Below are 12075 nucleotides of genomic sequence, written 5' to 3'. Positions count from 1 at the left end.
CGCGTTACATCCCTTTCCTCCCGGGCGCGGTTAAACGCCGAAGGTGGCTGAAGTGACATGAGCTTGGCATATTTGCGACCACACGTGACCGTCCTGCCACGTTGAGCTGCGATCCGGCCCGCCCGCGGCTCCTTCCATCCCATTCGAGGGCCGACGGGGAGAATGGTGCGTACGACCAGGAAGATGCGTCGGCTTGCCAACGCGCTCATCGACCCGATCAGGGTTCCGATTCCCGCGGATCCCGGCGATCTGCTGGACGCGCTGGTCGCATCGGCCTCGGAATGGCGGGGGCGCCCCATCGTGGTGCACATGGCCAACTTCCCGGCGCCGCACACCGCCACCACCGGACTGTGGATCGAGCGCGACACGCGCGACGACATCATCATCGAAGCGGGTGCTCCGCCCTGGATGAAGCTGGTGATCCTCGGGCACGAGCTGTGGCACATGGCGGACAACGACCCGTCCGCGCTCACCGCGCACTCCGGGAACCTCATTCCCCCGGCGGACGCCGAAGCGCCCCGGCCGGCCGCCGCGCGCACCCGATTCCAGGAAGTCGCCGAACAGCGGGCCGACCTGTTCGGAATGCTCATCGGCGACCGGCTGCGTCCCTGGCTGAAAGCCTCGCCCGACTCCGTCTATGCGGCACGGACCGCGAACACGAGCGATCTCGCCGGACGCATCGGGGCGGCCCTCAATTATCGCGGGACCGAGAGATGAGCGGCTGGATCAACTATGTGAGTTGCGGAATTCTGGGGCTGGGCCTGCTCGCCAAAATCCCCGACCTCGTACGTCGGCGGCGCGACCCGTTTCTGCTCGCCATCAGCTGTGTCCTGTCGTTCGCCGCCCTGTGCTTCCTGTTCAGTGCCCCCCGCACGATCGGGTTCATCAACTCGGTCAGCGGCGTGCCGAACCTGGCGGCCCCGCTGACCTACGGAGCCATCACGGCCTACAGTGCCGCGTCCCTGGTCCTCATCGTGCAGTGGCGCGGCGGCCCGAACACGGCCCGCACCGCCCGGAACTGGATCCTCGGATACGCGGCCGTCCTCGTCGGCATCGCCGCCATGTTCGCCCTGGGCCGCGCACCGGTGGAACGGCGGACGGACTTCGACACCTACTACGCCACCACGCCGTACATCGCCGAACTGATCGTCCTGTACCTCGTCGCGCACCTCGTGGCCGTCGTGGTCACCGCATACCGGTCGCTGAGCTGGGCCCGGCAGGTGAAGGGCCATCTGCGGGCCGGGCTGCTGATGATGGGCATGGGTACCGTCCTCGGTGCCGGTTACAGCGCGATCAAGATCGTGGCCGTGGTCGCACGCTGGCGGGGACACGACTGGGCCCGGCTCGGTACGACGGTCTCGCCGGCCTGTGCGGGGCTGGGGGCGGCGCTGACCGTCGCGGGCACCGTGATCCCGGTGGCCGGCCCCTATCTGGCGAACCGTGCCCGGTGCTGGCGCGCCTACGCGCGGCTGGGCCCGCTCGAAGGGGAGCTGACGGAGCTGCTGACCCGCGAATACCTGCGGGCCCCGCGGCCCTTCTGGCCCTCGGCCACCCGATGGCTGACCTGGCGTCAGACCACCATCTACAACGGCCTGTACTACCTGGAGCGCTATGTCGACCGGGCGCTGTACCGGGACACGTACCTCGGTCAGCTGGACGCGGCAGGTGACGCGCACCGGGCGGAAGCCGTCGCGTGGGCCACCGCCATCACCGCCGCGACCCGGGCCGCCGGTGACGGGGAGGACGGGTTCATGGCCGTCGGCGTCCGCGAACCCCTGCCGGCCCGCCCCGACCTTCCGGCACTCCTGTCCATCGCCGACGCACTGCCCGGCTGCAGGGGCGTGACGGCCCTGCGCCTCGACGAGAGCGCCGCCCCCGCCGGACCGGTATGACGCCGACGCTCACCCGCGGCGCACCGGCGCCCACGCCGAACGGAGCTCTCGACCCATGAGCCTTGTCGTGTACTCGGCGGCATGTTTGTTCGGGATGGCCGCGTTGCTGCTCTTCCATACGCCGCGCGTCGCCCTGAGGGATCCGCTGACGGCCACCACCTGTGCCGCGATCTTCCTCGGCGGCCTGTGCTACTTCTGTTCCGCGCCCGTCACCCTGGACGCGGTGAACGACGTCACGGGGATACCCAACTTCGGTGCTCCGATGACCTACAGCGTCATCTCGGCGTACAGCGCCTCGCTGCTGATCCTGCTCATCACCTGGCGCGGCGGTCCCGGCGACCGGATCAGGTGCTGGAGCGTGCGGATCGCCGTCGTGTACAGCCTGCTGATCGCCGCCATCATCACGATGTTCGCCCTGGCCGACGCGCCCGTCGAGCGGCTGCGCGACCTCGACACGTACTACGCGAACACCCCGTACATGCGGGAGATGATCGTTCTCTATCTCGCCGGACACGGCGCCTGCCTGCTCACCATGTGCTACGTCTGCCGGCGCTGGTCGCGCGAGGTGACCGGAATCCTGCGGACGGGACTGCGCCTCATCATGCTGGGGCTGGCGTTCGACGTGATCGGTTTCGAGGGCGCGAAGTCCACGGCGGTCGTCGCCCGGTGGACGGGACACGACCTGGACTTCCTCTCCACCGACCTCGCACCGCCGGTGACCTCGCTGGGCGCCCTGATCTGCACCGCGGGCTTCGTGCTGCCCCGGCTGCTGCCCGCGGCCCAGGCCCAGTGGCGCAGCCTGTGGGACTACCGGGCGCTGGCCCCGCTCTGGGCCGAACTCCAGGACGTGCCGACCGCGCCCAAGCCCGCGCCCCCACGATGGCAGCTGCCCCGCGGCAGGCTGTACTACCGCGAGCTGAGGATCCTGGACGCCCTGCTCGCCCTCCAGTCCCGCTGCGACGGCCGGATCCGGGAGGCGGCGTACCGGCAGGCGGTGGCCCAGGGCAGTTCGCCGGGCGAGGCCGGCTTCGTCGCGGCCGCCGCCATGGTGGTCGATGCCGCGCACCAGGCCGGGCGGCTGCGGCCATCCGGCTCGCCCGGGCCGCCCGGCACGTCCCGTCTGCACACGGCAGTCTTCTCGGAGACGGGCGAACTGGTCCGGCTGTCACAGGCCTTGGCGACCTCACCCGTCGTCGAAGCGGCACGCGACGGCGTGCAGGGGACCGCCTGAAGCGGCGGGGACGGCCCGGTGAGGCGCCACACCGCCTCACACCGCCTCACACCGCCTCACACCGCCTCACACCGCCTCACACCGCCACGTAGGACACCGGCTCGCTCCCCGGCACCGGTTCCGCGCGGCCCAGCTTCACCAGGCGGCGCAGATGAGCCTCGGCCTCCGAGACCGCGATGTTCCTCGACCCGTAGGGGATGTCGGCCCAGGGACGGTTCCACTGCATGCGCTCGGCCACCTGCCACGGCGTGAGCGGCTCGACCAGGAGCGCCAGCAGGCCGGTGAGACGCTCCTCGTGGTGGGCGAGCAACTCCCGCACCCGGGACGGCGCGTCGGTGAGGGTGTACTGATGGGCGGGGAACACCTCGGCCGGCGCGAGGCGCCCCACCCGCTCCAGGGAGTCCAGGTAGTCGCCGAGCGGGTCGGTCACCGTCGTGTCGTCCGGGTCCTCGTACAGACCGATGTGCGGGGTGATCTCCGGGAGGAGATGATCACCGCTGAACAGCCGCCCGTGGCCGGGCAGGTGAGCGGGGTGCTCCTCCTCCAGGTGCAGACAGACGTGGCCCGGCGTGTGCCCCGGGGTCCAGATCGCGCGCAGCCGGCGGCCGGGCAGCCCGAGCAGCTCGCCGGGGACGATCTCGCGGTCGGGCAGGGCGGGCGAGAGACCGGGAAGGGTACGGCCGCTGCGGGCGCGGCGCAGCGGGGCGACGTGCTCCTCGGGCGCCCCGGCGGCCGTCAGCTTCACGGCCATGTACGCGTACCAGCGCTCCGGACGCGTCTCGCGCGCCCGGCGCACGATCGCCGCGTCGGCCGCGTGCATCGCCACCCAGGCCCCCGAGGCCTCGCGCACCTGCCCCGACAGCCCGTGGTGATCCGGGTGGTGATGCGTGACGACGACACCGTGCACCTCCCGGACCGACGTACCACAGGCCGCCAGCCCCGCCGCCAGCGTGTCCCAGGCCGCCGGATCGTCCCAGCCGGTGTCGACCAGCACCGGGCCCCGGTCGGTGTCCACGACGTACACCAGCGTGTACCCGAGGGGATTGTCCGGAATGGGAACCTGGACGGACCGCACGCCCCCGCCGTGATCGAACGTCTTCGTCATCAGCCCTCCGCCCCCAGCGCCCGCGCCGCACGGCCGTGGCCCACTATACCCAGAACTGATGAAGCGTCAGATCACTGAGGGAACAGTCCACTTGGAACGGCGTCGCCCAGCGGCGCGGCCCTCGCCGCCGCCGGTTCGAGGGCACGCTCGTCCGCTCGGCCGGCCGCACGTCGTACGAGCACGATGCCGAGGGCCGCCTCGTGCGCCGGACCCGCAAGCTGCTGAACGGCCAGACCCGTACCTGGACCTACACCTGGAACGCCGAGGACCGTCTCACGGAGGCGACCGTCCCGGACGGCAGCCGGTGGCGGTACGCGTACGATCCGCTCGGCCGCCGTGTCTCCAAGCACCGTGTGGCCGACGACGGCTCCGTGGCCGACCGCACGGACTTCGTCTGGGACGACCTCTGCCTGGCCGAACAGACCGCGCCGGACGGCTGGGTCACCACCTGGGACCATGCGCCGGACGGTCCCCGCCCGGTCGCCCAGACGAGCCACAGGCCGACGGCGACGGCCGCCAACACGTCCTTCCTGGCGCAGTTGGCACAGGAGTCGGATCCCGAGCACGAAGCCCGGTTCCACACCGTCGTCACCGACTCGATCGGCACACCCACGGAACTGGTCTCCGCGACCGGGGTACTGGTCTGGCAACGCCGTACCAGCCTGTGGGGTACCCAGATCCCGGCCCCGCAGGAGGACGCGTCGCCGGTCGACTGCCCGCTGCGTTTCCCCGGCCAGTACGCGGATGCCGAGACCGGCCTGCACTACGACGTGCACCGGTACTACGACCCTGAGACGGCGCGGTACATCAGCGCGGACCCGCTGGGACTGCTCCCGGCACCCGATCACCACGCCTACGTGCCGAACCCGCTGGGCTGGAGCGACCACCTCGGCCTCGCCGGGAAGGGCCCGAAGGGGCCCTCGATAAGCATGGCGTCAAAGCCTCCGAAGTCGAGGTCCCGCCCAGCGTGGAGAACGCCACCAAGGGACGGATGATCTACGAACTGCGGAAAATCGGCCGCATCGGCCCCAAGGGGACCGAGGACATCACCGGAGACAAATGGAGGCGACCGCCTCTCGCCGCGGAAGGTTGCAAATGAAGTACGTCACGGCTGTCTGGGACGACGGTGGGTTCTTCGTGGATCCGAGGGCTTATCTGGCCGAACTCCCCAAGCTCCGCGACCGGTTGCCGGCCGGGGCCCGGGCCTTCGCGTCCGATCCGGCGCACTACAGTTTGGGGCACGGCAACAGTCACTGCGTCAAGGATCTGGAGTTGTCCGGTATCCAGGTGGACACCGACAAAAGCGGGGGACTGACCCTGGAATTCGCTCCAAATCAGTGGAAGCACGACTCCGGGCTGCGCATCAGCTATTCAGGCGTGACACATTTCTCCATCGACTACGAGCGTGCCATCGACTGGATGCTGGTCGACACCGTGCTCCTCGACGAGATCCTCCCGCACGAGGACGGCGGTTGCGTGCACGAGATCGCGCTCACCGACGCGTCGATCACCGTCCACTGCGAGGACCTGCAAGCCGTCTGGGGGGACGCGAGCTGAGCAGTGGCGGTCCGGCGGCGCGTATGGCCCGCGGAGACGACCCATGGACCGCCCGCGTGGCTTGACGGCACCCCCACCAGCGGCAAAGTCGCTGGTGGGGGCCTATTCGGTCTCGGCCCTGGCTTAGTCCAACCAGAACTGATATCAGTTCTGAAACAGCGTCAGAAACATGCGGTGCGGCGGGAGGCAGTCGGCCATGACCGAGCTCGTGGAACACGGACAGCTGTTCATCGGCGGGGAGTTGAGCGACCCCCGGGGCAAGGACGTCATCGAGGTGATCTCCCCGCACACCGAGGAGGTCATCGGCCGGGTCCCGCACGCCTGTCGCGAGGACGTCGACCGGGCGGTGGCCGTCGCGCGCCGCGCCTTCGACGAGGGCCCCTGGCCGCGGGCTTCCCTGGCGGAGCGGATCGAGGTGGTCACGCGGATCAAGGACGGCATCGCCGCCCGGCACGAGGAGATCGCCCGGGTGATCTCCGCCGAGAACGGCTCCCCCTACTCCTGGAGCGTACTGGCCCAGGCGCTCGGCGCGATGATGGTGTGGGACGCGGCCATCCGGGTCGCCCGCGACTTCAGCCACGAGGAGCGCCGCGACGGTGTCCTCGGCCCGATCCTCGTGCGCCGCGAACCGGTCGGCGTGGTCGCGGCCGTCGTCCCGTGGAACGTCCCGCAGTTCGTCGCCGCCGCCAAACTCGCCCCCGCGCTGCTCACCGGCTGCACGGTCGTGCTGAAGCCGTCCCCCGAGTCGCCGCTGGACGCCTACCTGCTCGGCGAGATCGCGCGCGAGGCCGGGCTGCCCGAGGGCGTGCTGTCGATCCTGCCCGCCGACCGCGAGGTCAGCGAGTACCTGGTCGGGCACCCCGGTATCGACAAGGTCTCCTTCACCGGCTCGGTCGCGGCCGGCAAGCGGGTGATGGAGGTGGCCGCCCGCAACCTCACCCGGGTCACCCTGGAACTGGGCGGCAAGTCGGCGGCGGTCGTGCTGCCCGACGCGGACGTGGCCACGGCGGTCGCGGGCATCGTCCCGGCGGCCTGGATGAACAACGGGCAGGCCTGCGTCGCCCAGACCCGCATCCTCGTCCCACGGGCCCGCTACGACGAGTTCGCGGACGCCTTCGCCCGCGCGGCGGGCGAACTGAAGGTCGGCGACCCGCTGGACGCGGCCACCCAGGTCGGCCCCCTGGTCGCCCGGCGCCAGCAGCAGCGCAACCTCGACTACATCCGCATCGGCCAGGAGGAGGGCGCCAAGATCCTCACCGGCGGCGGCCGCCCTGCCGGTCTCGACCGCGGCTGGTACGTCGAACCGACCCTCTTCGGCGACGTCGACAACTCCATGCGCATCGCCCGCGAGGAGATCTTCGGCCCGGTGATCTGCCTGCTGCCCTACGGCGACGAACAGGAGGCCGTGAAGATCGCCAACGACTCGGACTACGGCCTGTCCGGCAGCGTGTGGACGGCCGACGTCGAGCGCGGCATCGACATCGCCCGGCAGGTGCGCACCGGCACCTACTCCGTCAACACCTTCAGCCTCGACATGCTGGGCCCGTTCGGCGGCTACAAGAACTCGGGCCTGGGGCGGGAGTTCGGCCCCGAGGGGTACGGCGAGTACCTCGAACACAAGATGATCCACCTGCCGGCGGGGTCCTAGGGATGGGCGACCGCTGGCACGTCGAGGTCGACCGGTCCGTGTGCATCGGCTCGGCCCAGTGCGTCCACCACGCCCCGGACGGATTCCGCCTCGACACCGCCCGGCAGTCCCACCCCGCCGAGCCGGACACCGACGCGAGCGAACAGGTTCTGGAGGCCGCCGAGGGCTGCCCCGTGGAGGCGATCATGATCACGCTGGTGGGGAGCGGGGAGCCGGTGTTCCCGCCCGAGGACTAGGACCACCGGTCCCCGGGTCCCCGCCCACGGCCCGTACGGGAGACAGGGCGCGGTGTGCCGGTACGGCGCGCCGCGCCCCGCTCGCAGTTCCCGCGCCCCGCTCGCAGTTCCCGCGCCCCGCTCGCAGTTCCCGCGCCCCGTTCACGGTTCCCCCGCTCACAGGTCCCCCGCTCACAGGTCCCCCGCTCACAGGTCCCCCGCTCACAGTTCCCCCGCTCACAGTCCCGCTCGCAGTTCTCTCGCACGGGACCGGTGGGCGGTAGGTGGCGGGCGCGCTTGCGGCCGAAGGGGGCGGGGCGGCGGGACGCTTGCGGCCGAAGAGGGCCGGTCAGCGGCACGCATCCGGCGAAGGAGGCCGGGTCAGTGGGGCGTCTGCGGGTCCGTCAGGTCGATCAGGCGGCACACCGTCTCGATGTCGATCTTGACCTGGGCGATGGAGGCGCGGCCCGAGAGCCAGGTGATCAGCGCGGAGTGCCAGGTGTGCTCGATCACCCGGACGGCCGAGAGCTGTTCGGGGGTGGGGTGCTCCAGGCCCATCGCATCCAGGATGATCACCGTGGTCTGCCGGGAGACCTGGTCGACCTCGGGGGAGACGCTGCGGTCGGCGAACGTGAGCGCACGGACCATGGCGTCGGCCAGGTGCGGCTCCCGCTGCAGCGCCCGGAAGGCCCGCATCAGGGTCTCCGCGACCCGCTCCGCGGCCGTGTCGCCCGCGGGCGGCTTCTTGCGCAGCGTGCCGTGCATGTGCTCCAGCTGGTCCTGCATGGTGGCGACCAGCAGATGCACCTTGGACGGGAAGTACCGGTACAGCGTGCCGAGGGCCACCTGCGAGGACTCGGCGACCTCGCGCATCTGCACGGCGTCGAAACCGCCGCGGCTGGCCAGCTGTGCGCTCGCGTGCAGGATCCGGCGGCGGCGGGCCTCCTGCCGCTCGGTCAGCGGCGGCGAGGGGGGCCGGGCGCTGTGCGCTTCCACCTTGGATTCCGCAGGCATGGGTCCCGTTCCGTGACAGTCGGTTAGGGCGTCTGTAGGGCTTGTGATCATCCTGCACGGAGGGGGTCCGCGTCGTGGCGTGAATCACCTGATCCACTGCTCACAGCGCCCCTACCTGCCGGTAGATTCAGAGCCTCTTGAACGATCAAGTCTGAAACTTGTTCTAGATTAGCGTCCCGTCGTAGTCTCGCGGGACAGTGCAGCCAGAAGGGGGCCCGGAGTGACCGCTGAGGCCAGTCAGGCGGGTCCCCGACCGGACCTCGCCGCGGACGGCGAGCGACCCCTGCACATCGCGCTCCTCACCTATAAAGGGAACCCGTTCTGCGGCGGCCAGGGCGTGTACGTACGCCACCTCTCGCGCGAGCTGGCCCGCCTCGGCCACCGGGTGGAGGTCATCGGCTCCCAGCCCTACCCCGTCCTGGACGAGGGGTACGAGCGGCTGACCCTGACCGAGCTGCCCAGCCTCGACCTCTACCGCCAGCCCGACCCCTTCCGCACCCCGAAGCGGGACGAGTACCGGGACTGGGTCGACGCCGTCGAGGTCGCCACCATGTGGACCGGCGGCTTCCCCGAGCCGCTGACGTTCTCCCTGCGCGCCCGCCGCCATCTGCAGGCCCGCCGCGGCGAGTTCGACGTCGTCCACGACAACCAGACGCTCGGCTACGGCCTGCTCGGCGACATCGGCGCCCCCCTGGTCACCACCATCCACCACCCCATCACCGTCGACCGGCAGCTGGAGCTGGACGCCGCCGAGGGCTGGAAGCGCCGCTACTCGGTGCGCCGCTGGTACGCCTTCACCCGGATGCAGAAGCGCGTCGCCCGCCGCCTGCCCTCGGTGCTCACCGTCTCCGGCACCTCCCGGCAGGAGATCGTGGACCACCTCGGCGTCCGGGGCGACCGCATCCACGTGGTCCACATCGGCGCCGACACCGAGCTGTTCGCGCCGAATCCGGCCGTGGCCGAGGTGCCCGGCCGGATCGTCACCACCTCCAGCGCCGACGTGCCGCTCAAGGGGCTCGTCTTCCTCGTGGAGGCGCTCGCGAAGGTGCGCACCGAGCACCCGGCCGCCCACCTCGTCGTCGTCGGCAAGCGCCCCACCGAGGGCCCGGTCGCCCAGGCGATCGAGCGCTACGGCCTCGAAGGCGCCGTCGAGTTCGTCAAGGGCATCTCCGACGCCGAACTGGTCGACCTGATCCGCTCGGCCGAAGTCGCCTGCGTGCCCTCGCTCTACGAGGGCTTCTCGCTGCCCGCCGCCGAGGCCATGGCCACCGGTACCCCGCTGGTCGCCACCACCGGCGGCGCGATCCCCGAGGTCGCCGGACGCGACGGCGAGACCTGCCTGGCCGTGCCCCCGGGTGACGCGGGGGCGCTGGCCGCCGGCCTCGGCCGGCTGCTCGGCGACCCGGAACTGCGCACCAGGCTCGGCCGTGCGGGCCGTGAGCGGGTCCTGCGGCACTTCACCTGGGCCCGTGCGGCCGAGGGGACGGTGGCCCGCTACCGCGAGGCGATCGGTTCCGCGCCGGCCCAGAACCCCGGCCGTCCCGCGGCCCCGGCGACCGTTGCAGGCATCTCTTCCGAAAGCAGGGCCACGTGCTGACCGTCGACTTCTCCCGGTTCCCGCTCGCCCCCGGCGACCGTGTCCTGGATCTCGGCTGCGGGGCCGGCCGGCACGCCTTCGAGTGCTACCGGCGAGGCGCGCAGGTCGTGGCCCTGGACCAGAACGCCGAGGAGATCCGCGAGGTCGCCAAGTGGTTCGCGGCGATGAAGGAGGCCGGCGAGGCGCCCGAGGGTGCGAGTGCGACCGCGATGGAGGGCGACGCCCTCGCGCTGCCCTTCCCGGACGAGTCCTTCGACGTCGTCATCATCTCCGAGGTGATGGAGCACATCCCCGACGACAAGGGTGTGCTCGCCGAGATGGTGCGCGTCCTCAGGCCCGGCGGGCGGATCGCCGTCACCGTGCCGCGCTACGGGCCCGAGAAGGTCTGCTGGGCGCTGTCCGACGCCTACCACGAGGTCGAGGGCGGCCACATCCGCATCTACAAGGCCGACGAACTGCTGGCCAAGGTCCGCGAGGCGGGCCTGAAGCCTTACGGCACCCACCACGCACACGCCCTGCACTCCCCGTACTGGTGGCTCAAGTGCGCCTTCGGCGTGGACAACGACAAGGCGCTGCCGGTCAAGGCGTACCACAAGCTGCTGGTCTGGGACATCATGAAGAAGCCGCTGGCCACCCGCATCGCCGAACAGGCACTGAACCCGGTCATCGGCAAGAGCTTCGTCCTCTACGCGACCAAACCCCATCTGCCCCGGCTCGCCGAGACGGACGGGGCGGCCGCCAAGTGACGACGCCCCGGACAGAACACCTCGTCCTGCCCGGGGTCCTCACCGCCGAGCAGGCCGCCGCGACCGTCCGCGGCATCCTCGCCGTGCAGCGGGAGGACGGCGCGATCCCGTGGTTCCGCGGACACCATCTCGACCCGTGGGACCACACCGAGGCCGCGATGGCCCTGGACGCGGCCGGCGAGCACGAGGGGGCCGAGCGGGCCTACCTCTGGCTCGCCGCCCATCAGAACGAGGACGGCTCCTGGTACGCGGCCTACGCCGACGGAGCCCACGACGACGTCACCGACCGCGCCCGCGAGTCGAACTTCGTCGCCTACATAGCCGTCGGCGTGTGGCACCACTACCTGTCCACCGGCGACGACACGTTCCTGGACCGCATGTGGCCGTGCGTCTACGCGGCCGTCGAGTGGGTGCTGCGGCTGCAGCAGCCCGGCGGCCAGATCGGCTGGCGGCGCGACGACGACGGCACCCCCACCGCGGACGCCCTGCTCACCGGCAGCTCCTCCGTCCACCACGCCCTGCGCTGTGCGCTCGCCATCGCCGAGCAGCGTGAAGAGCCGCAGCCGGACTGGGAGTTGGCGGTGGGCGCGCTGCGCCACGCGATCCGCCGGCACCCCGAGCGCTTCCTCGACAAGGACCGCTACTCGATGGACTGGTACTACCCGGTCCTCGGCGGCGCGTTGACCGGCGCGGAGGCCAAGTCCCGCATCGAGGCGGACTGGGACCGCTTCGTCGTGCCCGGCCTGGGCGTGCGCTGCGTGGTGCCCAACGCCTGGGTGACCGGCGGCGAGTCCTGCGAACTGGCCCTCGCCCTGTGGGCGATGGGCGAGTCCGACCGCGCGCTGGAGATCCTCCAGTCCGTCCAGCACCTGCGCGACCAGGAGACCGGCCTGTACTGGACGGGCTACGTCTTCGACGACGACGCGATCTGGCCCCGCGAACTCACCACCTGGACGGCCGGCTCCCTCCTGCTCGCCGTCGCCGCGCTCGGTGGTCACGACGCCACCTGCGCGGTCTTCGGCGGGGAGCACCTGCCGTCCGGGCTCGCCCCGGACTGCTGCCGCTGAGGG

The 12075-nt window shown here is 71.2% G+C and carries 12 protein-coding genes; 10 read left to right on the top strand and 2 right to left on the bottom strand.

The genetic code is table 11. The features are described 5' to 3' along the window. Window positions 1-183 precede the first annotated feature (183 nt). From ACFZCP_RS18125 to ACFZCP_RS18115, 3 genes are read left to right on the top strand one after another with little or no spacing between them, the layout of a single operon-like run. The gene (locus tag ACFZCP_RS18125; RefSeq protein WP_362679123.1) at window positions 184-717 is read left to right on the top strand and encodes a toxin; all 534 of its coding nucleotides are present in this window, start codon (window positions 184-186) and stop codon (window positions 715-717) included. Continuing rightward, window positions 714-1892, top strand: a complete 1179-nt coding sequence (locus tag ACFZCP_RS18120; protein WP_391428008.1) for an MAB_1171c family putative transporter — start codon at window positions 714-716, stop codon at window positions 1890-1892. Before ACFZCP_RS18125 ends, ACFZCP_RS18120 begins: the two co-directional genes overlap by 4 nt. A 55-nt stretch (window positions 1893-1947) precedes the next feature. Then, window positions 1948-3123, top strand: coding sequence for an MAB_1171c family putative transporter (locus ACFZCP_RS18115; RefSeq protein WP_391428007.1), 1176 nt, complete (start codon window positions 1948-1950; stop codon window positions 3121-3123). A 76-nt stretch (window positions 3124-3199) separates the two neighbouring features. Here ACFZCP_RS18115 and ACFZCP_RS18110 read toward each other — a convergent pair whose 3' ends face one another. Then, complete coding sequence (locus ACFZCP_RS18110) at window positions 3200-4228, bottom strand: MBL fold metallo-hydrolase (protein WP_362679131.1); 1029 nt, start codon at window positions 4226-4228, stop codon at window positions 3200-3202. A gap of 200 nt (window positions 4229-4428) precedes the next feature. On the opposite strand from ACFZCP_RS18110, the gene ACFZCP_RS18105 reads away from it, so the two are divergent. The 4 genes from ACFZCP_RS18105 to ACFZCP_RS18090 all read left to right on the top strand — a co-directional run bounded on the left by ACFZCP_RS18105 (window position 4429) and on the right by ACFZCP_RS18090 (window position 7669). Continuing rightward, a complete protein-coding gene (locus ACFZCP_RS18105; RefSeq protein WP_391428006.1) occupies window positions 4429-5223 on the top strand; it encodes an RHS repeat-associated core domain-containing protein in 795 nt (264 codons plus the stop codon). A gap of 100 nt (window positions 5224-5323) precedes the next feature. After that, window positions 5324-5785, top strand: a complete 462-nt coding sequence (locus tag ACFZCP_RS18100) for a hypothetical protein (protein ID WP_391428005.1) — start codon at window positions 5324-5326, stop codon at window positions 5783-5785. Between the two features lie 196 nt (window positions 5786-5981). Further along, on the top strand, window positions 5982-7433 hold the full coding sequence (locus tag ACFZCP_RS18095; protein WP_391428004.1) for an aldehyde dehydrogenase family protein: 1452 nt from the start codon (window positions 5982-5984) through the stop codon (window positions 7431-7433). 2 nt (window positions 7434-7435) lie between these two features. After that, window positions 7436-7669, top strand: a complete 234-nt coding sequence (locus ACFZCP_RS18090; protein WP_391428002.1) for a 4Fe-4S domain-containing protein — start codon at window positions 7436-7438, stop codon at window positions 7667-7669. Between the two features lie 360 nt (window positions 7670-8029). On the opposite strand, the gene ACFZCP_RS18085 is transcribed toward ACFZCP_RS18090, so the two are convergent. After that, window positions 8030-8662, bottom strand: a complete 633-nt coding sequence (locus tag ACFZCP_RS18085; protein ID WP_362679143.1) for a TetR family transcriptional regulator — start codon at window positions 8660-8662, stop codon at window positions 8030-8032. 220 nt (window positions 8663-8882) lie between these two features. Here ACFZCP_RS18085 and ACFZCP_RS18080 point away from each other — a divergent pair, with 220 nt between their 5' ends. Genes ACFZCP_RS18080 through ACFZCP_RS18070 form a run of 3 tightly spaced genes read left to right on the top strand, consistent with a single transcriptional unit; the run spans window position 8883 to window position 12072 of the window. Next, window positions 8883-10259, top strand: coding sequence for a glycosyltransferase (locus ACFZCP_RS18080; protein WP_391428000.1), 1377 nt, complete (start codon window positions 8883-8885; stop codon window positions 10257-10259). Beyond that, the gene (locus tag ACFZCP_RS18075; protein WP_362679149.1) at window positions 10253-11005 is read left to right on the top strand and encodes a class I SAM-dependent methyltransferase; all 753 of its coding nucleotides are present in this window, start codon (window positions 10253-10255) and stop codon (window positions 11003-11005) included. Before ACFZCP_RS18080 ends, ACFZCP_RS18075 begins: the two co-directional genes overlap by 7 nt. Beyond that, window positions 11002-12072 (top strand): prenyltransferase, encoded by a 1071-nt coding sequence (locus tag ACFZCP_RS18070; protein ID WP_391427999.1) that lies wholly within the window; start codon window positions 11002-11004, stop codon window positions 12070-12072. Before ACFZCP_RS18075 ends, ACFZCP_RS18070 begins: the two co-directional genes overlap by 4 nt. The last annotated feature ends 3 nt before the right edge of the window (window positions 12073-12075 follow it).

The organism is Streptomyces sp. NPDC007971, from assembly GCF_042958635.1.
Lineage (GTDB): Bacteria > Actinomycetota > Actinomycetes > Streptomycetales > Streptomycetaceae > Streptomyces.
The sequence above is the reverse complement of the archived record's forward strand: the minus strand, read 5'-3'. Positions and strand labels throughout refer to the sequence as shown.

Bases quoted from the DNA above. Each gene is read 5' to 3' on its own strand.
- ACFZCP_RS18115 (WP_391428007.1), top strand. From the start codon at position 1,948: ATGAGCCTTGTCGTGTACTCGGCGGCATGTTTGTTCGGGATGGCCGCG.
- ACFZCP_RS18120 (WP_391428008.1), top strand. From the start codon at position 714: ATGAGCGGCTGGATCAACTATGTGAGTTGCGGAATTCTGGGGCTGGGC.
- ACFZCP_RS18100 (WP_391428005.1), top strand. From the start codon at position 5,324: ATGAAGTACGTCACGGCTGTCTGGGACGACGGTGGGTTCTTCGTGGAT.
- ACFZCP_RS18125 (WP_362679123.1), top strand. From the start codon at position 184: ATGCGTCGGCTTGCCAACGCGCTCATCGACCCGATCAGGGTTCCGATT.
- ACFZCP_RS18090 (WP_391428002.1), top strand. From the start codon at position 7,436: ATGGGCGACCGCTGGCACGTCGAGGTCGACCGGTCCGTGTGCATCGGC.
- ACFZCP_RS18095 (WP_391428004.1), top strand. From the start codon at position 5,982: ATGACCGAGCTCGTGGAACACGGACAGCTGTTCATCGGCGGGGAGTTG.
- ACFZCP_RS18085 (WP_362679143.1), bottom strand. From the start codon at position 8,662: ATGCCTGCGGAATCCAAGGTGGAAGCGCACAGCGCCCGGCCCCCCTCG.
- ACFZCP_RS18110 (WP_362679131.1), bottom strand. From the start codon at position 4,228: ATGACGAAGACGTTCGATCACGGCGGGGGCGTGCGGTCCGTCCAGGTT.